The organism is Micromonospora sp. M42, from assembly GCF_000568915.1.
Classification (GTDB): domain Bacteria; phylum Actinomycetota; class Actinomycetes; order Mycobacteriales; family Micromonosporaceae; genus Micromonospora; species Micromonospora chalcea.
Map to the genome: position 1 here is coordinate 1,861,934 of NZ_KK037233.1, position 24,968 is coordinate 1,886,901.

Consider the following 24,968-nt stretch of genomic DNA (forward strand, 5'->3'; position numbering starts at 1 on the left):
TCCGCTTCCCCTCGTACTCTTGACTGACTACGTCCCGCGGATCCTCACCTTTGCCATATCCCGCGCGAATACACCCCTCGGAGCCGTCGCCGTGCCGACCACACCCACCGCCCCGGAGACCGGGCCGGAGCCGACCGAAACCCGTCCCACCAGCACGCCGGGTGAAGTGCTGCCCGGCGTGGCGACGCCTGCCTGTCCGCGCTGGGCGCGCTGGGGCGGGCCGGGCAGGGGGCGAGCACCGCCGAGCTGGGCTTCGTCGGGCTGCTGCTGGGCGCGGTGGGCGACGCCGGGGACCGGGACGTGGCCGGATTCCTCACCGCGACAGTGGGTCCGGTGGTGGACTACGACGCCCGGCGGGGCACGGCGCTGGTGAAGACGCTGGAGGCGTACTTCGGGGTGGGCGGCAGCCTGGCCCGGGCCGCCGAGCAGCTGCACGTGCACGTGAACACGGTCACCCAGCGGCTGGAACGGGTCGGGCAGCTGCTCGGCGCGGACTGGCAGCGCCCGGATCGGGCGCTGGAGGTGCAGCTCGCGCTGCGCCTGCACCGGCTGCGCACGCCCACTCGCTGAGCGGCCGGGCACTGCGACCCGGTCTCAGCGGACGCGCAGGCCGTCCAGGACGGTGTCCACGATCCGCTCGGGCACCACCCGCTCGTCCCCGGCGTGCCAGTGCAGCATCCGCTGGGTGAGCATCGGCGCGGTGAGCAGCGCCATGGTCACCTCGATGTCGATGTCGGCGCGGAGTTCGCCGCGCTCGATCGCGCGGCGCAGCACCTCGCGCAACGCCTCGCGGCGCGGCTCGACGATCGCCTCGTACGCCTGCCGGTGGGCCGAGCTGCGGTTCACCTCGGGCACCAGGCACGGCATGATCTTGCGGGCCCGGGGGTCGGCGTGCTGGCCGACGGCGCCGACGAGCAGCACCAGGTCGTCGCGGACGGAACGGCCGGCGCAGTGCGGCGCGGGCCCCTTGAGCGTGCGCAGCGCGTCCAGCAGCAGCGCGTCCTTACCCGGCCAGCGGCGGTAGATGGTGGCCTTGCCGACTCCGGCGCGGGCCGCGATCGCCTCGATGCTCAGCGACTCGACGCTGTTGCCCTCGGCCAGCAGGTCGAGTGTGGCGTCCACGATCGCCTCGTCCGCGCGGGTGCTCCGCGGTCGTCCGGGCGACCGCGGAGCATCCGCCGTGGAAGTCATGTCAGACATTGTCCACGAACCTACGCGGCCCCGGCCAGCTCCCGGTCCGTGGCGGGGGTCGCACCACCGGCGGCGGCGACCGGCCGGCCGGGCATCCAGCGCAGCACGATGACGAGGCCGAGCGCGGCCACCACCGCCGAGACTCCGGCGGCCCAGTGCATGGCCGAGACGAAGGAGTCGTTCGCCGCGTCGATGAGTCGCGGCGCGGCCGGGCCGAGCCGGTCGGCGACCGCGTACGCCCCGGAGACCGACTCGCGGGCCGCGTCGCGTACCGGCGCGGGCAGGGCGGCCACCGCCGGGGCGACCTGGTCGCGGTAGACGGCGGAGAGCACCGAGCCGAGCACCGCCACGCCGAGCGCGCCGGCGACCTGCCGCACGGTGTTGCTGACCGCCGAACCGACACCGGCCTTCTCCCGGGGCAGCGACGACATGATCGACTCGGTGGCCGGGGGCATGATGTTGGCCATGCCGGCGCCCTGGAGGAAGCCGAGCGCCGAGAAGATCCAGATCGGGGTGTCCGCGTCGATGAAGACGAACGCGCCCAGCGCGGTGGCGGTGAGCAGCAGTCCGACCGCCGCCACCGACCGGCCGCCGTAGCGGCGGACCATCGCCGCGCTGCGCGGGGCGAAGATCAGCTGGGCCACCGCGAACGGCAGGAACAGCAGGCCGCTCTCCAGCGGGCTGTAGCCGCGGACCAGCTGCAGGTAGAACGCGCCGAAGAACATCACGCCCATGGCGGCGAAGAAGACCAGCCCGACCAGCGCCACCGGGGCGGCGAAGCGGGGCACCCGGAACAGCCGTACGTCCAGCGACGGGTGGTCGCTGCGCAGCTCGTGGGCGATGAACCAGCCGAGCACCGCGAGACCGCCCAGCACCGCTACCCACACCTGCGGCCGGTCGAAGCCGTGCTCGCCGCCGTCGATGATGCCGTACGTGAGCGCGACCAGGCCGACCACCGACAGCAGCACTCCGGGCACGTCGACCCGGCCGGGCTTCGGGTCGCGGGACTCCGGCACCAGGGCCGCGACCAGCACCACGCCGAGCGCCACCACCGGCACGTTGATCAGGAAGACCGAGCCCCACCAGAAGCGCTCCAGCAGCGCGCCGCCGAGCACCGGGCCGATCGCCACGCCGAGGCCGACCGCGCCGGCCCAGACGCCGATCGCCTTGGCCCGCTCGCGCGGGTCGAAGACGTTGGAGATGATCGAGAGCGTCACCGGCATGATGGCCGCGCCGCCGACGCCCATGAGCGCGCGGGCCGCGATGAGCTGGGCCGGGTCCTGCGCGTACGCGGACAGCAGCGAGGCCAGCCCGAACAGCGCCAGGCCCAGGATCAGGAAGCGGCGGCGGCCGAGCCGGTCACCGAGCACGCCGAAGGTGAACAGCAGCCCGGCGAAGACGAGCGTGTAGGAGTTGATCGCCCATTCCAGCTCGCCCTGGGTGGCGCCGAGGCCGTGCACCGGGTCGGCGAGGGTGCGCAGCGCGACGTTGAGGATGGTGTTGTCGAGGACGACCACGAGGAGGCTGATCACCAGCACCCCGAGGATCGCCCACCTCCTCGGGTGTCCGGTGTTCCCGTGTGGTTCCACTGCAGGTTCTCCCCCCGGCTCCCCCGCGTCGAAATACGATACGGGCCAGACTCGTAACGGTGACGAGCGTAGGCGCGAGGATTTCGATACGGAACCGGTTCGTATCGAATGTGTGCCAGGTCACTTCTCGGCGTCAGGCGGCGCTACGCAGGCAGGCCAGCGTGGCCTCGCCGAGCGTGGTGAGGCGCTGCGGCACGGCCGAGGTGGGCGGGAACGGCTCGATCCAACCCGGGCCGGCGGCGAGCACCCGCACCCCCGGCAGGTCCCGCCGCAGCCGGACCAGGCGGTACGCGCGGCCGGTCACCGGGGTCTGCGACCAGACCACCACCACCCGCGGACGGACCCGCGCCGCCGCGCTGGCCAGCGCCGACCAGGGCAGGGCCGGGCCGAGGTGCAGCGCGCCGCGCCCGCGCTCGCGCAGCGCCGCGGCGAGCGCGTGCAGCCCGAGGCAGTGCGTCTCGTGCTCGGCGCCGGCCAGCAGCACACCCTGGGCGGGCAGCGGCCGGGTCGGCTCGCGGCCGAACACGTCCAGCCCGACCCGCAGCCCCTCGGAGAGGGCGTGCTCCATCGCGATCTCGGCGGCGCTGTCGCCGCGCAGCGAGCCGAGCAGCGGCAGGCAGACCTGTTCCCAGGCGGGCACCACGCCGGCCTCGGCGGCCAGGTCGAGCAGCAGCCCGGCGACCTGGTTGTCGTCCAGGTCCTCGGCGGCGGCGGTCAGCCGTTTGCGGGCCGTCTCGGCGGCCCCGGCCGGCATGTTCTCGGTCAGCAACGGACGTACCCCCGGGTAGCTCTCCTACCCAGGGGTTCGCTCGCACCGGCCGATCCGGATGCGCCGACGGCGGATCCGGCCGCCGCCGGTCAGTCCGGGAAGGTCACCACCCAGCGGGCGCCCTCGCCACGGGACAGCCGCGAGAGTGCCTCGGGCGCCTCCGCCAGCGGCACCGTGCCGCTCACCAGCGGGCCGAGGTCGAGATCACCGGCGGCGAGCGCGGCGGCCAGCTCCGGCACCTCCCGGTCCGGGTCGGTCGAGCCGTACACCGAGGAGCGCAGCGTGCGGGCGGAGTGGAAGATGTCCAGCGCGGAGAGGCTGAGCATGTCGTCCTTGCCGCCCATGCCGACCACGGTGACCGCTCCCCCGCGCCGCGTCGCCCGCCAGGCGGCGCGGATGGTGGCGGACCGGCCGACGCACTCGAAGGCGTGGTCCACGCCGCGCCCGTCGGTGCGCGCCCGGATCTGCTTGCCCAGCGTGTCGTCGGAGCGCAGGAAGTCGGTGGCCCCGGCCGCGAGCGCCAGGTCCCGCTTCGCCTCCACCACGTCCACGGCGAGGATCGGCGACGCGCCGGCCCGCCGCGCGGCGGTCAGCACGGCCAGGCCCACCCCGCCGAGCCCGATCACCGCTACCGACTCGCCGGGCGCGACCCGCGCGGTGTTGCGGACCGCGCCGACGCCGGTGAGCACCGCGCAGCCCAGCACCGCGGCCTGCTCCGGCGGCAGCCCGGCCGGCACCGGTACGGCGGCGCGCTGCGGCACCACCACCTCCTCGGCGAGCGCGCCGAGCCCGAGCGTGACCGCGAGGGGCTCACCGGCGGCCGTCTCACCCCGGGGTGTCGACGGGTTGGGATTGGCCGCGCAGAGCCACGGCTCACCGTGCCGGCAGTGCCAGCAGTCCCGGCAGGCCGGCGCCCAGTTGAGCACCACGGGTTTGCCGACCGCGATCGTTGTGTCCGGCCCGGCCTCGGCCACCACGCCGGTCGCCTCATGGCCCAGCACCAGCGGGTACGCGGGCGCCAGCGTGCGTCCACCATGGCCAGGTCGGAGTGCAGATGCCGGCGGCGCGGATGCGTACCCGCAGCTCGCCCGGGGGGGGCGGGCAGGCGTACCTTCCTCACCGCCGGGTCTCGCCCCGGCCGCGTACCACCAGCGCCCTCACCGCTGGATCGCCTTCAGCTCGGTGAACTCCTCCACGCCGTACGCGCCCAGTTCCCGGCCCAGGCCGGACTGCTTGTAGCCGCCGAACGGGGCGAGCGGGTTGAACGCGCCGCCGTTGACGTCCACCTGACCGGTACGCATCCGCCGGGCCACCGCCAGCGCCGCGTCGGGGTCGGCGGACCAGACCGCGCCGGCCAGCCCGTACCGGGAGTTGTTGGCGATGGCGACCGCCTCGTCGGTGTCAGCGAACGGGATCACCGCGAGCACCGGGCCGAACACCTCCTCCTGGGCGAGCGCGCTGTCCGGGTGCACGTCGGCGAAGACGGTGGGCGCGACGAAGTGCCCCTGCGGCGGCAGCGGCGCGTCCGGTCCGCCGGCGACGAGCCGGGCGCCGTCGGCGAGCGCCCGGTCCACGTGGTCGCGTACCCGCCGGGCCTGCGCGGCGGAGGCGAGCGGGCCCAGCCGGGTGGCCGGGTCGAAGGGGTCGCCGAGCCGGTAGCCGGCCACCGCCGCCGCGACCAGGTCCAGGGCCTCGTCGTAGCGGTCGCGGTGTACGAGCATCCGGGTCCAGGCGGTGCAGGTCTGCCCGGAGTTGAGCAGCGCGTTGCCGACGCCGACCTTGACCGCGGTGGGCAGGTCGGCGTCGGCCAGGACGATGTTCGCGGACTTGCCGCCGAGTTCCAGCGACACCCGGGCGATCCGCTCGGCGGCCAGGTGGGCGATGCGCCGGCCGGTGGCGGTGGAGCCGGTGAACGAGACCAGGTCGACGTCGGGGTGCACGGCCAGCGCCTCGCCGACCACCGGGCCGGTGCCGGGCACCAGGTTCACCACGCCGGGCGGCAGGCCGGCGTCGGTGATCGCGTCGAACAGCAGGTACGCGGTGAGCGGCGTCAGCTCGCTGGGCTTGAGCACCACTGTGCACCCGGCGGCGAGCGCGGGCGCGACCTTCGCGACCACCTGGTGCAGCGGGTAGTTCCACGGGGTGATCGCGCCGACCACGCCGACCGGCTCGCGGACGACGAGCGAGTTGCCGACCGTGTGCTCGGCGGCCGGGCGGGCGGCCAGGTCGACCATGCTCCGCAGCACTTTGAGCGGCAGCCCGGCCTGGACGCGGGTGGCGAGCTTGAGCGGGGTGCCCAGCTCGGTGGCCACGGTGCGGGCGATCTCGTCGGCGCGCGCGGCGAGCGCGGTGTGCAGCCGGTCCAGGTGCGCGGCCCGCTGCTCGGGGGCGGTTGCGGCCCAGCCGGGGAACGCGGCGCGGGCGGCGGCGACCGCGCGGTCCACGTCGGCCGGCGTACCGGCCGGCACCTCGCCGATGATGCTCGCGGTGGCCGGGTTCTCCACCGGGACGGTGTCGTCCGACGACGGGTCGGCCCAGTCACCGGAGATGTGCAGGTGGCGGCGCGTCAGCAGGGCGGGCGGGGCGGCGGCGAGATCCATGGCGTCCTTCGGGGGCGGCGGTGAAAACTAGCGGTGGGAGTTTGGACGCTACTCCGGACCGCCGACCCGTTCCAGCGGGGCGACGGTGGCCGCGTACTCGGCGGCGAGGCCGTGCAGCAGCGCGTCCAGGCCGAGCGCGAACGCCCCCTCGTCCACGCTGCGCTGGTGGCCGGCGAGGCGGTGCGCCTGGTTGAGGTGCGGGTGCGCGGCGTAGAGCGAGGGGTCCTCGACGAAGCCGCGGGCGAACGAGCCGAGCGCGGACCCGGCCACGAAGTAGCGCATCGCGGCGCCGATGTGGGTGGCCCGCGCGGGCGGCCAGCCGGCCCGGACCAGCGCGCCGTAGACCGCGTCGGCCATGGCGAGCGCGGCCGGACGGCGGCCCGGCCCCTGCGCCAGGTACGGCACGATGTTCGGGTGCGCGGCCAGCGCGGCCCGGTACGAGCGCGCCCAGCGGCCGAGCGCGTCGAGCCACTCGTACTCGTCGAAGACGCCGATGTCCACGGTCGCCGCGACGCCGTCGGCCACCGCGTCGAGGATCTCCTCCTTGGTGGCGAAGTGGTTGTAGAGCGAGGGGCCGCGTACGCCCAGCGCGGCGGCGAGCCGCCGGGTGGAAAGCGCGTCCAGCCCGTCGGCGTCGATCAGCGCCAGCGCGGTCTCGACGATCCGGTCGCGGGTGAGCAGGGCCTGTCGGGGTCGGGGCACCTGATCATCATCCTCCTTTCGACATCGGGTCTGGACGCGGGAAAACTTCCAGCGCTAGTTTATAGCCAGTCGACCTGAGGGGGAACCGTGGACTTCGCACTGTCCGACGAGGAACGCGCGATCCGGGACACCGTTCGCACGTTCGTCACCCGCGAGGTGATGCCGCTGGAGGCGGAGGTGCTGCGCCGCGAGCGCGCCCACCAGCCCGGCCTCGACCGCTCCGAGCTGCGCGAACTGCAGCTCAAGGCGAAGAAGTTCGGCTTCTGGGGGCTGGCCACCCCGGAGGAGTACGGCGGCATGGCGCTGCCGGCGGTCATGCAGTCGCTGATCTGGACCGAGCTGGGCCGCACCTTCGTGCCGTTCCGGTTCGGCGGCGAAGCCGACAACATCCTGTTCCACGCCACCGAGGAGCAGAAGCGCGAGTTCCTCATCCCCACCATCGAGGGGGAACGGATCTCCTGCTTCGCCATCACCGAGCCCGGCGCGGGCTCCGACGCGGCGAACATCAAGCTGCGCGCCCGCCGCGACGGCGACGACTGGATCCTCGACGGCGAGAAGACGTTCATCACCAACGGCAACGACGCCGACTTCGCCATCGTGGTCGCGGTGACCGACCCGGAGAAGGGCGCCCGCCGCGGCGGCGCCACCGCCTTCCTGGTGGACCGCGCGATGGGCTGGCGCTCGGAGTTCATCCAGACCATGGGCGAGGGCGGCCCGGCCTCGCTGATCTTCGACGGCGTACGGGTGCCGCACCGCAACATCCTCGGCGAGATCGGGCAGGGCTTCACGCTCGGCATGGAGTGGATCGGCAAGGGCCGCTACACCATCCCGTCGCACGCCGTCGGCATCGCCGAACGAGTCCTCCAGATGGCGATCGACCACGCCAACACGCGGGAGACGTTCGGCGCGCCGATCGCCACCAACCAGGCCATCCAGTGGATGATCGCCGACTCGGAGACCGAGCTGGAGGCGGCCCGCTGGCTGATCCTGCGCTCGGCCTGGACGGTCGACCAGGGCCTCGACCCCCGGCACGCCTCCTCGATGGGCAAGCTCTACGGCGCCGGCATGGTCAACCGGGTGGTGGACCGGGCGCTGCAGATCCACGGCGGCATGGGCTACACCCGCGAGCTGCCGATCGAACGCTGGTACCGGCAGGTCCGGCTCTACCGGATCTTCGAGGGCACCGACGAGATGCAGCGGCTGATCATCTCCCGGGACCTGCTGCGCGGCTACACGAAGATCGGCGGCCACCTGGCCTGAGCGGCCTGAGCGGCCTGGGCGGTCGCCGGGCGGAGCCGTCAGCCGGTCAACGCCTCGACCGCCCGGTCCACGTCCTCCTCGGTCGTGTAGAGGTGGAACGAGGCGCGGACCCGGCCCGCCCGTACCGCCGCGCGCACCCCGGCGCGGGCCAGCCGTTCCTGCGCGTCCGGCACGTCCACGGAGACGATCGCGCTGTCGCCGGGCGGGCGGCCCAGCCCGGTCAGGAACCGGTTGGCCAGCCCCACGTCGTACGCGCGCACCTCCTCCGGATCGAGGTCGGCGAGCAGCTCCAGCGCGGGCGCGGCCCCGACGTAGCACAGCCAGGACGGGGAGATGTCGAAGCGCCGGGCGTCGTCGGCCAGGCGCAGCGGCAGTCCGTAGTAGGAGGCGTGCGGGTCCTTGCCCGCGAACCACCCGGCCGCGTCCGGGCGAATCCGCTCGCGCAGCTCCGGCGCCAGGTAGGCGAAGGCCGCGCCGCGCGGCGCCATCAACCACTTGTACGCCCCGACCACCACCGCGTCCGCCCGGTCCGCGGCGAACGGCAGCCACCCGCACGCCTGCGTGGCGTCGACCACCACGACGGCGCCGTGCGCCCGGGCCGCCGCGACGATCTCGTCGTACGGAGCCACGACGCCGTCGGCGGACTGCACCACGCTGAACGCCACCAGGTCGGTGCCGGCGTCGATCGCGTCGACCAGGCCGGCCAGCGGCACGGCGCGGACCCGCACCCCGCGCTCCTGCTGGACGAGCCAGGGGAACAGGATCGAGGTGAACTCGCTCTCGGGCACCACCACAGTCGCACCCTCCGGCAGGCTCGCCGCGATCGGCGCGACCAGCTGAGACACGGCGGAACCGATGCTCACGTCGGCGGCGTCCACGCCGGACAGCCGGGCGAACGCGGCCCGGGACCGGTCCACCGACTCGTCCCACACCTCGAACGACACCCGTCCGCCCCGCCAGTCGGCGAGCACCCGCTGCACGGCGTCCCACACCGGCTCGGGCGGCAGCCCGTAGGTGGCGGTGTTCAACCAGCCCGGTTCCGGCTGCCACAACTTCCGTGCCTGCTCCAGCTCCATGCCCCCGACGCTAACCACCCCCACCCCACCCCCGACACCACCAATCCCACCCCCGTGGCCCCCGCCCCGCCCACCCCGCCCGCCCCCGCCCCCGCCCCCGCGCGGCCCGCCCGACCCCGGCGATCTTGCACTTTCGGCCCCGGCGAATCGGGGCAAACAGGCCCTCGGTGGGGCCGAAGCGGGCCTGTCTCGCTAACGGCTCTGTCTCACATTCGGTGGTGACCGAAGGTAGTCGATGTCGTTGAGGTCATGTGTGCAAGATCGGTGATCTTACGAAGATGGTGTTCTCAGGGCTGCTGCCGCTGGTGATCGATGACGTGACGGACGAAGGTGGACGGATCCTGGTGCGGGCTCGGACTCCCGCAGGGCCGGTGGCCTGTCCGGGCTGTGCGGCCATGACGGGCCGGGTGCACGGGTATCACCAGCGGACCCTCGCGGACGTGCCGGTCGATGCCCGGCCGGTGGTGGTGCGGGTGCGGGTACGTCGTCTGGTGTGTCCGTCCCAGGGCTGTCGTCGAACGTTCCGGGAGCAGCTTCCCGGGGTTCTGCACCGCTACCAGCGACGTACTTGCCGGCTGATTTCCCAGCTCGGTGCGGTGGTGCGGCAGTTGGCCGGCCGTGCCGGGGCGCGGATGTTGTCGGCGCTGGCGGTGGTCGTGTCCCGGCATACCGCCCTGCGGGCGCTGCTGCGCCTGCCGTTGCCCGAGCGGCGGGTGCCTCGGGTGCTCGGGGTGGACGATTTCGCGTTGCGGCGAGGTCAGCGTTACGCCACCGTCCTGATCGACGCGGTCACCCGCGAGCGCATCGATGTGCTGCCCGACCGCAAGGCCCATACGTTGGAGACGTGGTTGCGTGAGCATCCCGGTGTCGAGGTGGTGTGCCGGGACTCCTCCGGCGCCTACGCCGAAGCAGTCCGCCGCGCCCTACCCGACGCGCTGCAGGTCGCCGACCGCTGGCATCTGTGGCACAACCTCGCCGGGGCCGTCCGCAAGGAGGTCACCGCGCACAGCTCATGCTGGGCCACCGGCCTGCCGCCGCAGGACGGTAAACGGGCGGTGACCACCCGGCAGCGGTGGCAGCAGGTCCACGACCTGCTCGACAAGGGCGTCGGCCTACTGGAATGCGCCCGCCGGCTCAACCTCGGCCTCAACACCGTCAAACGCTACGCCCGCATCAGCCAACCTGAACGCCTGGTCCGCGCACCGCAGTACCGGCCCACCCTCGTCGACCCCTATCGCGAGCACCTGCGCCGCCGCCGGGAACAAGACCCCGCCGTCGGCGCCACCCAACTCCTCGCCGAGATCAGGGAACTGGGCTACACCGGCAGCCTCAACCTGCTCTACCGCTACATCACCCAAGGCCGGGTCGAAGCCGACCGCCCAGCTCTGTCTCCCAGGCGGTTGACCCGCTACCTCCTAACCGACCCTGACCAGCTCAAAGGACACCAGCGCACGCTCGTCGACGCCCTCACCAGCGCCTGTCCACAGATGACCGCGCTGGCCGGCTTCATCGGCTCCTTCGCCGCGCTCCTCACACCCACAGCCGACAACGACGACCACCTCGACGCGTGGATCACCAAGGTCAAAGCCACCGACCTACCCCACCTGCACACGTTCACCCGCGGCCTCGGCCTGGACCGCGACGCCGTCAACGCCGCCCTGACCCATCCGTTCCACAACGGCGGCACCGAAGGCGTCAACACCAAAACCAAGCTGATCAAGCGACAGATGTACGGACGCGCCGGGTTCAACCTTCTGCGACACCGAATCCTGCTCGGCTAACCAGCACCCTCCGTCACCACCGAATGTGAGACAGAGCCTCGCTAACGGTGTTTCCGGCGATCTTGGTTAGTAGGTTTCAGCGGCTGGGAAGCGGTCGCTGAAGGTGATGGCGAAGGCGTTCAGGGCGGGTTTCCAGCGCATCGTCCATCGGGTTCTGCCTGTGCCGGTGGGGTCCAACGATCGGGTCACCAGGTACAGACACTTCAACGCGGCCAGCTCGTTCGGGAAGTGGCCGCGGGCCTTGACCGCCCGCCGGTAGCGGGCGTTCAACGACTCGATCGCGTTCGTGGAACAGATGACGGTGCGGATCTCCAGGTCGTAGTCGAGGAACGGGATGAACTCGGCCCAGGCGTTGTCCCACAGTCGGATCACCGCCGGATACCGGCCGCCCCACTTCTCGGCCAGGTCATCGAACGCCGCCCTGGCCACTTGAGCGTTGACGGCGGTGTAGATCGGCTTGATTTCCCGCTTGATCTCGTCCCAGTATTTGCGCGAGGTGAGCCGGAACGTGTTACGGATCAGGTGGATGACGCAGGTCTGCACCACGGTCCGGGGCCACACGTTCGTGACGACCTCCGGCAGCCCTTTCAGACCGTCGCAGACGAGGAAGAACACGTCCTTCACGCCGCGGTTGCGCAGGTCGGTCAGCACGCTCATCCAGAACTTCGCGCCCTCACCACCCGAGCCGGCCCACAAGCCGAGGACATCCTTCTCGCCATCGAGGGTGACCCCGATCGCGGCGTAGAACGGCCGGTTCGCCACCTGCCCGTCACGCACCTTGACCACGATCGCGTCGATGAACACCGCCGCGTAGATCTCATCCAACGGGCGATGCGACCAGTCGGTCATCTCCTCGATCACCTTGTCGGTGATCCGCGAGATCGTCTCCTTGCTGACCGAAGCGCCGTAGATCTCGGCGAAGTGCGCGCTGATCTCCCCGGTCGTCAAACCCTTGGCATACGGCGACAAAACGACCTCGTCGACCCCTGACAGGCGCCGCTGCCGCTTGCGGACGATCTGAGGCTCGAACGTGCCTGCCCTGTCCCGCGGCACGTCGATCTGCACCGGTCCGCTGGCCTCGGTCAGGACCGTCTTCGACCGGCTGCCGTTGCGGACGTTGCCCGACCCGGCACCGGCATGCTCATGCTTCTCATAGCCGAGATGATCGGTCATCTCCTCGTTCAGCGCGGTCTCCAGGACCGTCTTGGTCAACTGCTTGAGCAGCCCGTCCGGGCCGGTCAACGACAGGCCCTGTTCCTTCGCGGCCCGGACCAGCTCGGCGGCGGCCTTCGCCTCCGCCGACGGCTCAGGCCGCTTCCTACGTCCGGTCTGGTCGTTCAGTGTCGCGGTCATCACGGCACCCTCCTCACCAGGCACAACGCCCGGCAGGTCAGGCCGGAAACACCGTTAGATCCACACTCCCGCCGAAGCTGCAAGATCGCGGCAGAACGAGGGCGTTGGGGGCGGCGAGATGTACAAAATCGCGCGGCGGAACGAGGGCGAGGGGCGGAACGTGCAAGATCGCGGGGCCAGGCGGGGCACCAACGCACCAACTCCCCGTCCCGTCGATCATGAAGTTGGCGGCGACAAATCGGACGTCAGGTGCCGTCAACTTCATGATCGACGCGGTGGGGTGGGGAGGGTCAGGGGGGTGGGGGGAGGTTGGGGAGTGCGGCAGTGAGCTCCTCGCGGACCCGGGGCAGGGGCCAGGTGACCAGGTCTCGCAGGGAGTGGTGGCGGCGCAGGTGTCGTACCACGGTCAGGCCGACCAGGTAGCCGCACCGCTTGGGCAGGCCGCCGGCCAGCGGCGAGTCCCGCATCAGGAAGTACGGGGCGTGGTGCTCGACGTCGGTGGCGTCGAAGTCGGCGCGGACCCGGCGCAGGATCTCCGGCCACCGGCGGCGGCACTCGTCGAGCCACTGCCGGTGGCCGGGCCGGCCGAACCAGAGGTACTCCTCGTCCGGCCGCCCGGGGTCCAGCTCCGCCGTCACCTGGGTGGCGAGCCCTTCGGTGAACAGGGCGTTCGCCACCCCGTACTCGGGCCAGTCGCGGATCGCGGCGCCGCGGTCGTGCACCACGTGCGCGGCCTCGTGCCGTACCAGCAGGTCGAGATCCTCGGGCGGGCCGAGCTGTTCCACGGCGAGGAAGAGCGCGTACCTGCCGTTCAGCTCACCGGCCCAGCCGTTGGCCTGGTTGCGCCCGACCAGCACCACGCACTCGACCGGCCCGCCGTCGCCGGACCAGCCCAGCGCGTCCGCCACCGCCGCGACGCCGCCGGGCAGCAGCGCGCGTACCGTCTCGGCTCGTGCCGCCAGCTCGGTGGCGCGGTCGCGGAGCCCGTCCAGGGCGGCGGCCACGCCGGCGGCGTCGGACCAGCCGCCGTCGCGGCGCAGCGCCCGGACCACGTCCGGGTGCCCGGCCAGGTAGCGGGAGGTCCACGGCGGGCCGGACCGTTCGGCGCAGGCCAGGAAGTCGGGCACCAGGTCACGGACGAGCAGCAGGTCGGTGGGCGGCATCCGCACGATGCTGCCCGGCCGCGGCGCGGCGGGCAAGACCGCGACGGTACGGGGACAGCTCCGCATCTGAAGGAAGTCTTCATCAAACTGCCCTTCGACGCAAGGTATCGACATAGACGAACGTCACGCTATAAGGTGCGGCGAACCGGCGACGGGAGCCAGTCGCCCCATGCAGTCGACGAGGAGTGACGTGACAGTTCGGAGACCCTCGCGCCGGGTGAGCCACCTGCTCGGCGGCGCCGTGATCCTCATGATCGGCCTGACCGGCCAGCCGGCCCACGCCGCGCCTCAGCATGACGCGCAGCCGCTCGCCGCGGCCTTCGACCGGGCCGCCGCCGGCTCCGACGTGCCGCGCGACCTGCTCGCCGCGCTCGGGTACGCCGAGACCCGCCTGGACGGTCACGGCGGGCAGCCCAGCGCCTCCGGCGGATACGGCGTGATGCACCTGACCAGCAACCCGAAGGTACGGACGCTGGACGAGGCCGCACGCCGGACCCGGCTGGACCGGGCCGAGCTGCGTACCCGGGACGCGGCGAACGTGGCCGGCGCGGCGGCCGTGCTGCGCTCCTACGCCGACGAGGCCGGGCTGACCGCGGCGCAGCGCGACGACGTCAACCAGTGGTACGGCCCGATCGCCCGCTACGGCGGCTCGACGGACGCGGCCACCGCCCGGCTGTACGCCGACGCCGTGTACGACCTGCTCGCCCGGGGCTTCATCGCTACCACCGCCGGCGGCGAGGTCAGCGTGGACGGCCGTCCGGTCGCGCCGCAGCGGGGCCGGTACGCCGCCGTGGCGCCACTGGGCACCGGCGACTTCGGCACCCTGAGCACCGACTACGGCCCGGCCGCATGGGTGCCGGCCAACTCGTCCAACTACACGGTCTCCAGCCGCGAGTCGGCGTACCCGATCAACTACATCGTCATCCACACCATGCAGGGCAGCTACGCCGGCTCGATCAGCTGGTTCCAGAACGCCGCCGCCGGCACCAGCGCGCACTACCTGCTCCGCTCCTCCGACGGCGCGGTGACCCAGATGGTGCGGGACAAGGACATCGCTTGGCACGCCGGCAACTGGACCTACAACACCCAGTCGATCGGCATCGAGCACGAGGGGTACGTCGACAACGCCTCCTGGTACACCGACGCGATGTACCGGTCGTCGGCGGCGCTGACCCGCTTCCTGTGCGACAAGTACGGCATCCCGAAGACCCGCACCAACATCATCGGGCACAACCAGGTGCCGGGCGCCACGCACACCGACCCGGGGTCGAACTGGAACTGGACCTACTACATGCAGCTCGTCACCGGCGGCACCACTCCCCCGCCGACCGCCTGGTCGACGATCGTGGACAACACCACCGCCGGCCGGTTCACCGCGAGCGCCAACTGGGGCACCTCGACGTACTCGGCGCAGCGCTACGGCGCCGACTACCGGTACGCCAACCCCGTCGCGGCCAGCGACACCGCCTGGTACAAGGTGAACATCCCGGCGACGGCCACCTACCGGGTGGAGGTCTGGTATCCGGCCGTCGCGGGCTACAACACCTCCACGCCGTACATCGTCGCGACGACGAGCGGCAACCAGACGGTAGCGGTGAACCAGAGCGCCAACGGCGGTGCGTGGCGGTCACTGGGCACCTTCACCCTGGCCGCCGGTGACGCCAACAAGGTCGGTGTCAGCAGGTGGTCCGGCAGCACCGGGTACGTGATCGCCGACGCCATCCGCGTCACCCGCGTCTAGCCGGCACGTCCCCGCTCGGCCCGGTCAGCTCACGTTGGCCGGGCCGAGCACGCTCTTCAGGTCACCCATCAACGCAGTGGTCGGCGCGACCCGGAACGGGCCGAGGCGCAGCGTGGTGACCTTGCCGCCGTTGAGCAGCTTGACGTGCACCTCGGTGTCGCCGGGGTGCAGCACGAGCGTCTCCTTGAGCCGTTCCACCAGCGGCGGCGTGCAGCGGTGCACCGGGATGGTGAGCGTGACCGGCTTGTTCGCCGGGTTGCTGGTGACGTCCGGCATGGACATGTCCATCGCCATGATGCGCGGGGTGTCGTCGCGCCGGTCGACCCGGCCCTTGACCACCACGATCGCGTCCTCGGCGATGTACTGGCCGATCACCTCGTACGTGTTCGGGAAGAACAGCGTCTCCACGCCGCCGGCGAGGTCTTCGAGGGTGGCCGACGCCCACGCCCGGCCCTGCTTGGTGACCCGGCGCTGCACGCCGGAGAGGATGCCGGCCAGGGTGACCACCGCGCCGTCGGGCACCGTGCCCTCCTCCGACAGCGCGGCGATGGTGGTGTCCGCCGCCGCGCCGAGCACGTGTTCCAGACCGAACAGCGGGTGGTCGGAGACGTACAGGCCGAGCATCTCGCGCTCGAACGCGAGCTTGTCGCGCTTGTCCCACTCCCCCTCGCCGATGACCGGCATGACGGTGGTGGTGCCGCCGGTCTCGGACTCGCCGAAGCCGGCGCCGAACAGGTCGTACTGGCCGACCGCCTCCTTGCGCTTGACGTCGGCGTACGCGTCGATGGCGTCGGCGTGCACTGCGAGCAGGCCCTTGCGCGGGTGGCCGAGCGCGTCGAACGCCCCGGCCTTGATCAGCGATTCGATTGTCTTCTTGTTGCAGACCACGGCGTCGACCTTGGACAGGAAGTCGTAGAAGTCGGCGTAGTCGCCCTTCTCCTCGCGGCACCGCATGATCGAGGCGACCACGTTCGCGCCGACGTTGCGTACCGCGCCGAGACCGAAGCGGATCTCCTCGCCGACCGGGGTGAACGGCCCGGCCGAGGTGTTGACGTCCGGCGGCAGCACCTGGATGCGCATCCGGCGGCACTCGGACAGGTACATCGCCATCTTGTCCTTGTCGTCACCGACGGAGGTGAGCAGGGCGGCCATGTACTCGGCCGGGTAGTGCGCCTTGAGGTACGCGGTCCAGTAGGAGACCAGGCCGTACGCGGCGGAGTGGGCCTTGTTGAAGGCGTAGCCGGCGAACGGCACCAGCACGTCCCACACGGCCTGGATGGCCTCGTCGGAGTAGCCGCGCTCGCGGCAGCCGTCCCGGAACGGGATGAACTCCTTGTCCAGGATCTCCTTCTTCTTCTTGCCCATCGCCCGGCGCAGCAGGTCGGCCTGGCCGAGCGTGTAGCCGGCGAGGATCTGCGCGGCGCGCTGCACCTGCTCCTGGTAGACGATCAGGCCGTAGGTGGGCGCGAGGATCTCGCGCAGCGGCTCCTCCAGCTCCGGGTGGATCGGGGTGATCTCCTGGAGGCCGTTCTTGCGCAGCGCGTAGTTGGTGTGCGAGTCCACGCCCATCGGGCCGGGCCGGTAGAGCGCCAGGACGGCGGAGATGTCCTCGAAGTTGTCCGGCTTCATCAGCCGCAGCAGCGAGCGCATCGGCCCGCCGTCGAGCTGGAACACGCCGAGCGTGTCGCCGCGGGCCAGCAGCTCGTACGCCTGCTTGTCATCAAGCGGCAGGCCGAGCAGGTCCAGCTCCCGGCCGTGGTTGAGCTGGATGTTCTTCACCGCGTCGTCGATGATCGTCAGGTTGCGCAGGCCGAGGAAGTCCATCTTCAGCAGCCCGAGCGACTCGCAGGTCGGGTAGTCGAACTGCGTGATGATGACGCCGTCGGAGTCGCGCCGCATGAGCGGGATGTGCTCGATGATCGGCTCGGCGGACATGATGACGCCGGCGGCGTGCACACCTGTCTGCCGGATCAGGCCCTCGATGCCCTTGGCGGTCTCGATGACCTTCTTGACGTCCGGGTCGGACTCGTAGAGGCCACGGATCTCGCCCGCCTCGGCGTAGCGGGGGTGCTTCGGGTCGAAGATGCCGGACAGCGGGATGTCCTTGCCCATCACCGCCGGGGGCATGGCCTTGGTGATCCGGTCGCCGACCGCGTACGGGTAGCCGAGCACCCGGGCCGAGTCCTTGATCGCGGCCTTCGCCTTGATCGTGCCGAACGTGGCGATCTGCGCGACCTTGTCCTCGCCCCACTTGTCGGTCACGTACTTGATGACCTCACCGCGCCGGCGCTCGTCGAAGTCGATGTCGACATCGGGCATGGAGACGCGCTCGGGGTTGAGGAACCGCTCGAAGATCAGGCCGTGCGGGATCGGGTCGAGGTCGGTGATGCCGAGCGCGTACGCCACGAGCGAGCCGGCCGCCGAGCCACGCCCGGGGCCGACCGCGATGCCCTGGCTCTTGGCCCACTGGATGAAGTCGGCGACCACGAGGAAGTACGACGGGAAGCCCATCTGGATGATGACGCCCAGCTCGTACTCGGCCTGGACGACGTGGCCCTCGGGGATGCCGTTGGGGAAGCGGCGCTTCAGCCCGGCGAAGGTCTCCTTGCGGAACCAGGACTCCTCGGTCTCGCCCTCGGGGATCGGGAAGCGCGGCATCAGGTTGTGGAACGTGAACATGCCGGCCGGGTCGACCTTCTCGGCCACGAGCAGCGTGTTGCGGCAGCCCTGCTGCCACAGCTCGGAGGAGTCGACGGCGCGCATCTGGTCGGCGGACTTGACGAAGTAGCCGCCGCCCTCGAACCGGAACCGGTTGGGGTCGGCCACGTTGCTGCCGGTCTGTACGCAGAGCAGCACGTCGTGCGCCTCGGCCTGCGCCTCGTGCGTGTAGTGCGAGTCGTTCGTGACCACCGGCGGGATGTCGAGCTTGCGGGCGATCTCGGTGAGCCCGTCGCGGACGCGGCGCTCGATGTCGAGGCCGTGGTCCATGATCTCCAGGAAGTAGTTGTCCTTGCCGAAGATGTCCTGATAGGCGGCGGCGACCTTGAGCGCCTCGTCGAACTGGCCCAGCCGCAGCCGGGTCTGCACCGCGCCGGACGGGCAGCCGGTGGTGGCCATGATGCCCTGGGCGTGCTCGGCGATCAGCTCCATGTCCATCCGGGGCCACTTCACGTAGTGGCCCTCCATGGAGGCGCGGGAGTTGAGCTTGAACAGGTTGTGCAGGCCGTCGCGGTTGGCCGCCCACATGGTCATGTGGGTGATCGCGCCGTTGCCGGAGACGTCGTCGCTCTTCTGCTCGGGGCGCCCCCACTTGACCCGCGCCTTGTGGAAGCGCGACTCCGGCGCGACGTACGCCTCGACGCCGAGGATGGGCTTGACCCCGGCGTCCATGGCCTGCTTGTAGAAGTCGTTCGCGCCGTGCATGTTGCCGTGGTCGGTGATCGCCACCGCCGGCATGCCGAGCCGCGCCGCCTCGGCGAAGAGGTCCTTGAGCCGGGCCGCCCCGTCGAGCATCGAGTACTCGGTGTGTACGTGCAGATGCGCGAACGAATCGCCCATGCGTGGCGCCCCCCGGGTTGTGGATCAAGCTGCGTCGGAGTCGACCGACCCACCCTACCGAGGTGATCTCGCGGGCTCCACCGTCCGCGCCGGGCGTGGCCCGGGTCTCTCCGGCCGGCCGGTGTGCGGCACGCGATGTTCTCCTCTATTGCAATGGTGTGTGGCACACACTATCGTGTTGAGCATGGTCAGCGAAGAGGTCCTCCGGACCCACCTCCAGGAGCTACGGCGCGGCACTGTCGTGGTGGCCAGCCTGGTCGCCCTGCGCCGCCCCGACTACGGATACGCCCTGCTGCAACGGCTGGCCGCGCACGGCTTCGCGGTCGACGCCAACACGCTCTACCCGCTGCTGCGCCGGCTGGAGGACCAGGGCCTGCTGACCAGCGAGTGGAACACCGAGGAGAGCCGGCCGCGCAAGTTCTACCGGACCAGCGACGACGGCGAGTCCGTCCTGAACCGCCTGCTCGACGACATGACCGCGGTGCGGACGTCCGTCACCGACCTGATCGAAGGAGCGGAACGATGAGTTCCCTGACCGACCGTTACGTCGCCGCCACCATGCGGGCCGTGCCCGCGCAGCGCCGCCTGGAACTCGCCGAGGAACTGCGCGGCTCCATCGCCGACATGATCGACGACCGGACCGCGGGCGGGCAGGACCACGCCTCCGCCGAACGCGAGGTGCTCACCGAGCTGGGCCACCCGGAGAAGCTCGCGGCCCGCTACAGCGACCGCACGCTGCAACTCATCGGCCCGCGCTACTACCTGACCTGGTGGCGGCTGCTGCGACTGCTGCTCACCTGGATCCCGGCGATCGTCGGCGTGCTCTCCGGTGTCACGAAGGCGCTCGTCGACGGCGAGCCGGGCGCGGCGATCGGCGCGGCGATCGTGGCCGCCATGCAGACCGCGGTGCAGATCGCGTTCTGGGTCACGCTGGTGTTCGCCGTGCTGGAACGCACCCGCACCCCGCTCGGCCTGCCCGAGTGGACCGTCGACCAGCTCCCCGAGGAGACCCGGGAACGGCAGATCAACCACTCCGACAGCATCGCCTCGGTGGTGTTCCTGCTCGCCACCATCGGCCTCCTGATCGGCCAGCACTTCCAGCGCTGGACCACCGACGACGGCACCCGGCTGCCGGCGCTCGACCCGGCGCTCTGGAGCTTCTGGCTGCCGGCCCTGATCGTGGTGCTGCTGGCCACCGTCGGCCTGGAGATCGCCAAGTACCGGTCCGGCCGGTGGACCTGGCCCCTGGTGGCGGTCAACGCGGTGCTCAACGTCGCCTTCGCCGCCCCGGTGCTCTGGCTGCTCGCCACCGACCGGCTGCTCAACCCGGAGCTGGTCGAGCGGTTCGCCTGGCTGCGCGACGGCGGCACCGTCGAGTTCGCCCGGGTGGCGGGCGCGGTGGTCGTGCTGGTCGCGATCTGGGACGTGATCGACAGCGCGGTCAAGGCCGGCCGCGCCGCCTGAGCCACGCCCGGCCCGGCACGCCCCGTCGAGGGCGTGCCGGGCCCTTCCGGGTACGCGGGCAGTCAGGCCGCCGCCCGCCACTCCCGGGCCAGCAGCGCGTAGACCACCTCGTCGGTCCACTCCCCCTTGACGAACTCGTTCTCCCGCAGGTGCGCCTCCCGGCGCATGCCGAGCCGCTCCAGCAACCGGGCCGAGGCGGTGTTGCGGGCGTCCAGCCGGCCGACGATCCGGTGCAGGCCCAGCCCGTCGAAGCCGATCCGCAGCAGTTCCCGGGCCGCCTCGGTGACGTACCCGCGGCCGGTGTGCGCGGGATGCGCCACGTACCCGATCTCGCCCTGCCGGTGCTCTCCGCTGGTCCAGCTCAGCAGCACGTCGCCGACGAACTCGCCGGTGTCCGCGACCGTCACGGCGAGGTTGAGCACGTCGCCGGGGGCGCGCAGCGCGGTCCGCCGGACCAGCCGCTCGATCGCGGCCCGGGCGGCGCCGTCGTCGTACGGCTCGTGGTAGAGGTAGCGGGTGACCTCCGGGCGGCCCCGGTAGTCCCGGAGCACGGTCACGTCCGCGGCGGTGAAGGCGCGCAGCAGCAGACGCTCGGTACGCAACGGCAGATCAGGCACGAACACCCCGGCAGGCTACGTCGGCACTGTCGTCCGGCCCACCCGATTACGCCCCGGCCACCGCGACGGCCCGGTCGGTGGCATGGTCGTACGGTGAGCACCGCACCCACCACCGCCTGGCGCCGGCCGGCTCCCACGGCGGCGCAGTTCCGCGCCGACCTCTGGGTCGGGCTCGCGGTCACCGTGCTGGCCCTGTTCGAGCTGACCCTGGCGTACAGCACCGGGGCGTTCCTGCTCGGGCCGCCGCCGAGCGTCGCCGAGCAGGTCTGGTGGACCGTCGCGGTGACCGCCCCGCTGGCCGTACGGCGGCGCTGGCCCGCCACCGTCGCGGTGATCGTGGCCGTCGCCTTCGTCGCCGGGCAGGCCCGGGCGGTCCCGCTGGCCCAGATCCCGTCGGGCGCGCTGTTCGCCGCCCTGTTCACGCTCGGCGCGTGGGGCACCGACCGGCGGCTGGCCGGGCGGCTGCGGGCCGGCATCATCGTCGCGATGTTCGCGTGGCTCTGGCTGTCCCTCGCGTTGCGGGCCGACCAGATCTCCGCTGCCTCCTTCGCCGACGCCGCCGGCCCGGTGCCGCCGGTGCTCGCCGCAGTGGTGAACGGTGTGCTCTACAACGTGCTGTTCTTCGGCTTCGCCTACTACTCCGGGCAGACCGCCTGGGTGGCCGCGCGCCGCCGGCACGAGCTACGCGAACAGGCCGAGCAGCTGCGCCGCTCCCAGGCGGAGGCGCGCGAGCGCGCGGTGATGGGCGAGCGGGTCCGCATCGCCCGCGAACTGCACGACGTGGTCGCCCACCACGTGTCGGTGATGGGCGTGCAGGCCGCCGCGTGCCGGCGCGTGTTCGACCGGGACCGGGACAAGGCGCGTACCGCGCTGGCCGCCATCGAGCAGACGGCCCGCACCTCCGTCGACGAGCTGCGCCGGATGCTCGGCGTGCTGCGCGACCCGGACGCCGCGGCCGGCGCGGTCACCGCGCCGGAGGACACCGCCGGCATCGACCAGGTCCGCGCGCTCGTCGACCGGGCCCGGGAGACCGGGCTACGGGCCGACCTCGGGGTGTACGGGGAGCCGGTGCCGCTGCCGCGCTCGGTGTCGCAGGCGGCGTACCGGATCGTCCAGGAGGCGGTGACGAACGTGGTCAAGCACGCCCACGCCACCACGCTGGACGTGCGCATCCGCTATCTGGCGAGGGAGTTGGAGATCGACGTGAGCGACGACGGGCAGGGCGGCGCGCCGGCGGCCGGGACCGGGCTCGGCCTGATCGGCATGCGGGAGCGGGTCGCCGCCCACGGCGGTGAGGTGGAGGCCGGGCCGCGCCCCGGCGGCGGGTTCCGGGTCCGGGCCCGCATGCCGCTGCCGGTCGAGGCCGCCGGGCGGGCGGCGTGAACGCGCCGGTACGGGTGCTGCTCGTCGACGACCAGCACCTGGTCCGGACCGGTTTCCGGGTCATCCTGGAGGTCGAGGACGACATCGAGGTGGTCGGCGAGGCCGCCGACGGGCAGCGCGCCGTGTCGATGGCGTCCGCGCTGCGGCCGGACGTGGTGCTGATGGACGTGGAGATGCCGGTGCTCGACGGGCTGGAGGCCACGCGCCGGATCACCGCCGACTCGACGCCGGGCGGCCCGGCGGTGCTGATCCTCACCACGTTCGACCGGGACGACTACCTGTTCGCGGCGCTGCGCGCCGGGGCGAGCGGCTTCCTGCTGAAGAACGGCACCCCGGAGGACCTGGTCGAGGCGGTGCGGGTGGTGGCGCGCGGCGAAGGGCTGATCGCGCCGGCGCTGACCCGGCGGGTGATCTCCACGTTCGCCCGGCCCGGCGGGGCGCCGCCGGACCCCCGGCACGACGCGGCGACGGCGGACCTGACCCCGCGCGAGCGGGAGGTGCTGGAGCTGATCGCGAGCGGCGCCAGCAACGCCGAGATCGCGGACGTGCTGCGCGTCGGCGAGGCGACGGTGAAGACCCACGTCAGCCGCGTCCTGGCCAAGCTGGGGCTGCGTGACCGGGTGCAGGCGGTGGTGTTCGCGTACGAGCACGGGGTGGTCCGGCCCGGCGGATGACGCCGGTCCGCCGCAGGGCGGACCACGTGATCGTTCCGCGGTGGGACGACGGGTGCGGGCGCCGGCCGTAGCGTCGGGATCATGACCAGCGTGCTCCGCCTCGACGGCGTCGACCGCAGCTTCGGCGGCCGTCAGGTGCTCAAAGACGTCTCCTTCGACGTGACCGCCGGGCGCATGACCGGGTTCGTCGGCGGCAACGGCGCCGGCAAGACCACCACCATGCGCATCATCCTCGGCGTGCTCGCCCCGGACGCCGGGCAGGTCACCTGGCGGGGACACCGGCTCACCCGGGAGGACCGGGCCCGGTTCGGCTACATGCCCGAGGAACGCGGCCTCTACCCGAAGATGACGCCCCGCGAGCAGGTCGTCCACCTCGGCCGCCTGTACGGGCTGGACGCCGCCGGGGCGCGCCGCCGCACCGACGCGCTGCTGGAGCGGGTCGGTCTCGGCGAGCGGGCCGACGACCTGCTGGAGACGCTGTCGCTGGGCAACCAGCAGCGCGCGCAGATCGCCGCCGCGCTGGTGCACGACCCGGAGGTGCTGATCCTGGACGAGCCGTTCTCCGGGCTCGACCCGCTCGCCGTCGACATGGTGGTCGCGGTGCTGCGGGAACGTGCCGCCGCCGGAGCGCCGGTGCTGTTCTCCAGCCACCAGCTCGACGTGGTGGAGCGGCTCTGCGACGACCTGGTGCTCATCGCCGGCGGGACGATCCGGGCCGCCGGCGCCCGCGAGGAGCTGCGCGCCGCGTACACGTTGCCCCGGTTCTCGCTCGTGGTGGACGGCGACGCCGGCTGGCTGCGGGACCAGCCCGGCGTGCGGCTGGTCGACCTCGACGGCGCGCGCGCCGTGTTCGAGGTGGACCCGCCCGCCGACGACCAGGCGGTGCTGCGCGCGGCGCTGGAACGCGGCCCGGTACGCGCGTTCGGCCCGGTCACCCCGTCCCTCGCCGAGATCTTCCGAGAGGTCAACCAGTGAACACGTTCCAGGCCACCCGGCTGGTCGCGGCCCGCGAGATCAAGGTCAAGGTCCGCGACAAGACGTTCCTCTACAGCACGCTGATCTTCCTGCTGCTCGCCGTCGTGGCCACCGTGGTGCCGGCGATGCTGAGCAGCGGCCCGTCCACGGTGGCGGCGACCGCGGCCGGCGCCGAACCGCTGCGCGCGGCCGGGCTGGACGTCCTGCTGGTCGCCGACGACGGCGCCGCCGAGCAGGCGGTACGCGACGGCGACGCGGACGCCGCGGTGGTGGCCGGTCCGGTGGTGGTCGCCGACGAGCGGGCCCCGGACGACGTGGTCGCCGCGCTCAGCGCGGCCCCGCAGGTGAAGCTGCTGGACCCGGACGCGGTGGATCCACTCGTCGCGTACCTGGTGCCGTTCGCCTTCGCGTTCGTCTTCTTCTTCATGTCCCAGACGTTCGGGTTGCAGATCGCGCAGAGCGTCACCGAGGAGAAGCAGACCCGGATCGTGGAGATCCTGGTGGCCGCCGTGCCGGCCCGGGCGCTGCTGGCCGGCAAGATCCTCGCCGCGGGCGCGCTGGCGCTGGGACAGATCACGCTGATCGCGGCCGTCGCGCTGATCGGGATGCGCCTGACCGACGGCGGTGACCTGCTGGGCCTGATCGCGCCCGCGATCGGCTGGTTCGTGCCGTTCTTCCTGTGCGGCTTCCTGCTGCTGGCGGCGATGTGGGCGGCGGCCGGCGCGCTGGTGAACCGGCAGGAGGACATCGCCGGGGCGTCCACCCCGGTGCAGCTCGCCGTGATGGCGCCGTTCTTCGCGGTGGTGTTCCTCAACGACAACGCCACCGCGATGCGGGTCCTGTCGTACCTGCCGATCTCCGCGCCCACAGCGATGCCGGTACGGCTGTTCACCGGTGACGCGGCGACGTGGGAGCCGTTCGTGTCGCTGGCGCTGCTGCTGCTCGCGGCGGCCGGGTTCCTGCTCGCCGGGGCCCGGGTCTACGAGGGCTCGCTGCTGCGCACCAACGGGCGGACCTCGGTGCGGGCGGCGTGGCGGCAGCGCGAGCCGATCGGCTGACGACGGCATACGCC

Annotated in this window: 20 protein-coding genes and 1 pseudogene; 10 read left to right on the top strand and 11 right to left on the bottom strand. The window is 72.2% G+C overall.

What is annotated here, in order from left to right:
• Nucleotides 1–189 precede the first annotated feature (189 nt).
• Nucleotides 190–570, top strand: a pseudogene (locus tag MCBG_RS08360) (PucR family transcriptional regulator); the annotation flags it as partial.
• Nucleotides 571–594: 24 nt separating this feature from the next.
• On the opposite strand, the gene MCBG_RS08365 reads toward MCBG_RS08360, so the two are convergent.
• From MCBG_RS08365 to MCBG_RS08390, 6 genes are all read right to left on the bottom strand, one after another.
• A complete protein-coding gene (locus MCBG_RS08365) occupies nt 595–1,200 on the bottom strand; it encodes a TetR/AcrR family transcriptional regulator (protein ID WP_030502541.1) in 606 nt (201 codons plus the stop codon).
• Between the two features lie 11 nt (nt 1,201–1,211).
• Complete coding sequence (locus MCBG_RS08370) at nt 1,212–2,780, bottom strand: MFS transporter (RefSeq protein ID WP_043324981.1); 1,569 nt, start codon at nt 2,778–2,780, stop codon at nt 1,212–1,214.
• A gap of 133 nt (nt 2,781–2,913) precedes the next feature.
• The gene (locus tag MCBG_RS08375) at nt 2,914–3,549 is read right to left on the bottom strand and encodes a transcriptional regulator (protein ID WP_223201133.1); all 636 of its coding nucleotides are present in this window, start codon (nt 3,547–3,549) and stop codon (nt 2,914–2,916) included.
• 89 nt (nt 3,550–3,638) lie between these two features.
• Nucleotides 3,639–4,550 carry a zinc-binding dehydrogenase gene (locus MCBG_RS08380; protein WP_369799284.1) on the bottom strand — a complete coding sequence of 304 codons (912 nt, stop codon included), beginning with the start codon at nt 4,548–4,550 and terminating at the stop codon, nt 3,639–3,641.
• Between the two features lie 156 nt (nt 4,551–4,706).
• Nucleotides 4,707–6,149 (bottom strand): aldehyde dehydrogenase family protein, encoded by a 1,443-nt coding sequence (locus MCBG_RS08385; RefSeq protein WP_043324982.1) that lies wholly within the window; start codon nt 6,147–6,149, stop codon nt 4,707–4,709.
• A 48-nt stretch (nt 6,150–6,197) separates the two neighbouring features.
• Nucleotides 6,198–6,851: a TetR/AcrR family transcriptional regulator gene (locus MCBG_RS08390; RefSeq protein ID WP_043324983.1), complete on the bottom strand. Its 654-nt coding sequence runs from the start codon at nt 6,849–6,851 to the stop codon at nt 6,198–6,200.
• An 87-nt stretch (nt 6,852–6,938) separates the two neighbouring features.
• Between MCBG_RS08390 and MCBG_RS08395 the strand changes: the two genes are divergently transcribed.
• Entirely contained in the window at nt 6,939–8,111 is a 1,173-nt protein-coding gene (locus MCBG_RS08395) for an acyl-CoA dehydrogenase family protein (RefSeq protein WP_043324984.1), read from the top strand.
• A 38-nt stretch (nt 8,112–8,149) separates the two neighbouring features.
• On the opposite strand, the gene MCBG_RS08400 is transcribed toward MCBG_RS08395, so the two are convergent.
• Nucleotides 8,150–9,187: an aminotransferase class V-fold PLP-dependent enzyme gene (locus MCBG_RS08400; RefSeq protein WP_043324985.1), complete on the bottom strand. Its 1,038-nt coding sequence runs from the start codon at nt 9,185–9,187 to the stop codon at nt 8,150–8,152.
• 278 nt (nt 9,188–9,465) lie between these two features.
• Here MCBG_RS08400 and MCBG_RS08405 point away from each other — a divergent pair, with 278 nt between their 5' ends.
• Complete coding sequence (locus tag MCBG_RS08405; RefSeq protein WP_181373717.1) at nt 9,466–10,968, top strand: ISL3 family transposase; 1,503 nt, start codon at nt 9,466–9,468, stop codon at nt 10,966–10,968.
• Nucleotides 10,969–11,034: 66 nt separating this feature from the next.
• On the opposite strand, the gene MCBG_RS08410 is transcribed toward MCBG_RS08405, so the two are convergent.
• Both MCBG_RS08410 and MCBG_RS08415 read right to left on the bottom strand, forming a co-directional pair.
• Nucleotides 11,035–12,321, bottom strand: coding sequence for an IS256 family transposase (locus tag MCBG_RS08410; RefSeq protein ID WP_043324987.1), 1,287 nt, complete (start codon nt 12,319–12,321; stop codon nt 11,035–11,037).
• A 290-nt stretch (nt 12,322–12,611) separates the two neighbouring features.
• Nucleotides 12,612–13,520, bottom strand: coding sequence for a DUF2268 domain-containing protein (locus tag MCBG_RS08415; RefSeq protein ID WP_223201134.1), 909 nt, complete (start codon nt 13,518–13,520; stop codon nt 12,612–12,614).
• Nucleotides 13,521–14,274: 754 nt separating this feature from the next.
• On the opposite strand from MCBG_RS08415, the gene MCBG_RS35105 reads away from it, so the two are divergent.
• Nucleotides 14,275–15,225, top strand: coding sequence for a golvesin C-terminal-like domain-containing protein (locus MCBG_RS35105; protein WP_369799359.1), 951 nt, complete (start codon nt 14,275–14,277; stop codon nt 15,223–15,225).
• A gap of 24 nt (nt 15,226–15,249) precedes the next feature.
• Here the strand turns inward: MCBG_RS35105 and dnaE are convergent, their stop codons facing one another.
• Nucleotides 15,250–18,783: a DNA polymerase III subunit alpha gene (gene dnaE, locus MCBG_RS08425; RefSeq protein ID WP_043324990.1), complete on the bottom strand. Its 3,534-nt coding sequence runs from the start codon at nt 18,781–18,783 to the stop codon at nt 15,250–15,252.
• 184 nt (nt 18,784–18,967) lie between these two features.
• On the opposite strand from dnaE, the gene MCBG_RS08430 reads away from it, so the two are divergent.
• Together MCBG_RS08430 and MCBG_RS08435 are read left to right on the top strand one after the other, a co-directional pair.
• Nucleotides 18,968–19,309: a PadR family transcriptional regulator gene (locus MCBG_RS08430; RefSeq protein ID WP_043324991.1), complete on the top strand. Its 342-nt coding sequence runs from the start codon at nt 18,968–18,970 to the stop codon at nt 19,307–19,309.
• Nucleotides 19,306–20,247 carry a permease prefix domain 1-containing protein gene (locus tag MCBG_RS08435; protein WP_043324992.1) on the top strand — a complete coding sequence of 314 codons (942 nt, stop codon included), beginning with the start codon at nt 19,306–19,308 and terminating at the stop codon, nt 20,245–20,247. Before MCBG_RS08430 ends, MCBG_RS08435 begins: the two co-directional genes overlap by 4 nt.
• 62 nt (nt 20,248–20,309) lie before the next feature.
• Here the strand turns inward: MCBG_RS08435 and MCBG_RS08440 are convergent, their stop codons facing one another.
• A complete protein-coding gene (locus tag MCBG_RS08440; RefSeq protein WP_043324993.1) occupies nt 20,310–20,870 on the bottom strand; it encodes a GNAT family N-acetyltransferase in 561 nt (186 codons plus the stop codon).
• An 87-nt stretch (nt 20,871–20,957) separates the two neighbouring features.
• Between MCBG_RS08440 and MCBG_RS08445 the strand changes: the two genes are divergently transcribed.
• The 4 genes from MCBG_RS08445 (at nt 20,958) to MCBG_RS08460 (ending at nt 24,954) form a co-directional block, all read left to right on the top strand.
• A complete protein-coding gene (locus MCBG_RS08445) occupies nt 20,958–22,247 on the top strand; it encodes a sensor histidine kinase (protein ID WP_043324994.1) in 1,290 nt (429 codons plus the stop codon).
• Nucleotides 22,244–22,921: a response regulator gene (locus MCBG_RS08450; protein WP_043324995.1), complete on the top strand. Its 678-nt coding sequence runs from the start codon at nt 22,244–22,246 to the stop codon at nt 22,919–22,921. Before MCBG_RS08445 ends, MCBG_RS08450 begins: the two co-directional genes overlap by 4 nt.
• A gap of 81 nt (nt 22,922–23,002) precedes the next feature.
• Entirely contained in the window at nt 23,003–23,896 is an 894-nt protein-coding gene (locus MCBG_RS08455; RefSeq protein WP_043324996.1) for an ABC transporter ATP-binding protein, read from the top strand.
• Nucleotides 23,893–24,954, top strand: a complete 1,062-nt coding sequence (locus MCBG_RS08460; RefSeq protein ID WP_043324997.1) for an ABC transporter permease — start codon at nt 23,893–23,895, stop codon at nt 24,952–24,954. The genes MCBG_RS08455 and MCBG_RS08460 overlap by 4 nt, the downstream gene beginning before the upstream one ends.
• Nucleotides 24,955–24,968: the final 14 nt, after the last annotated feature.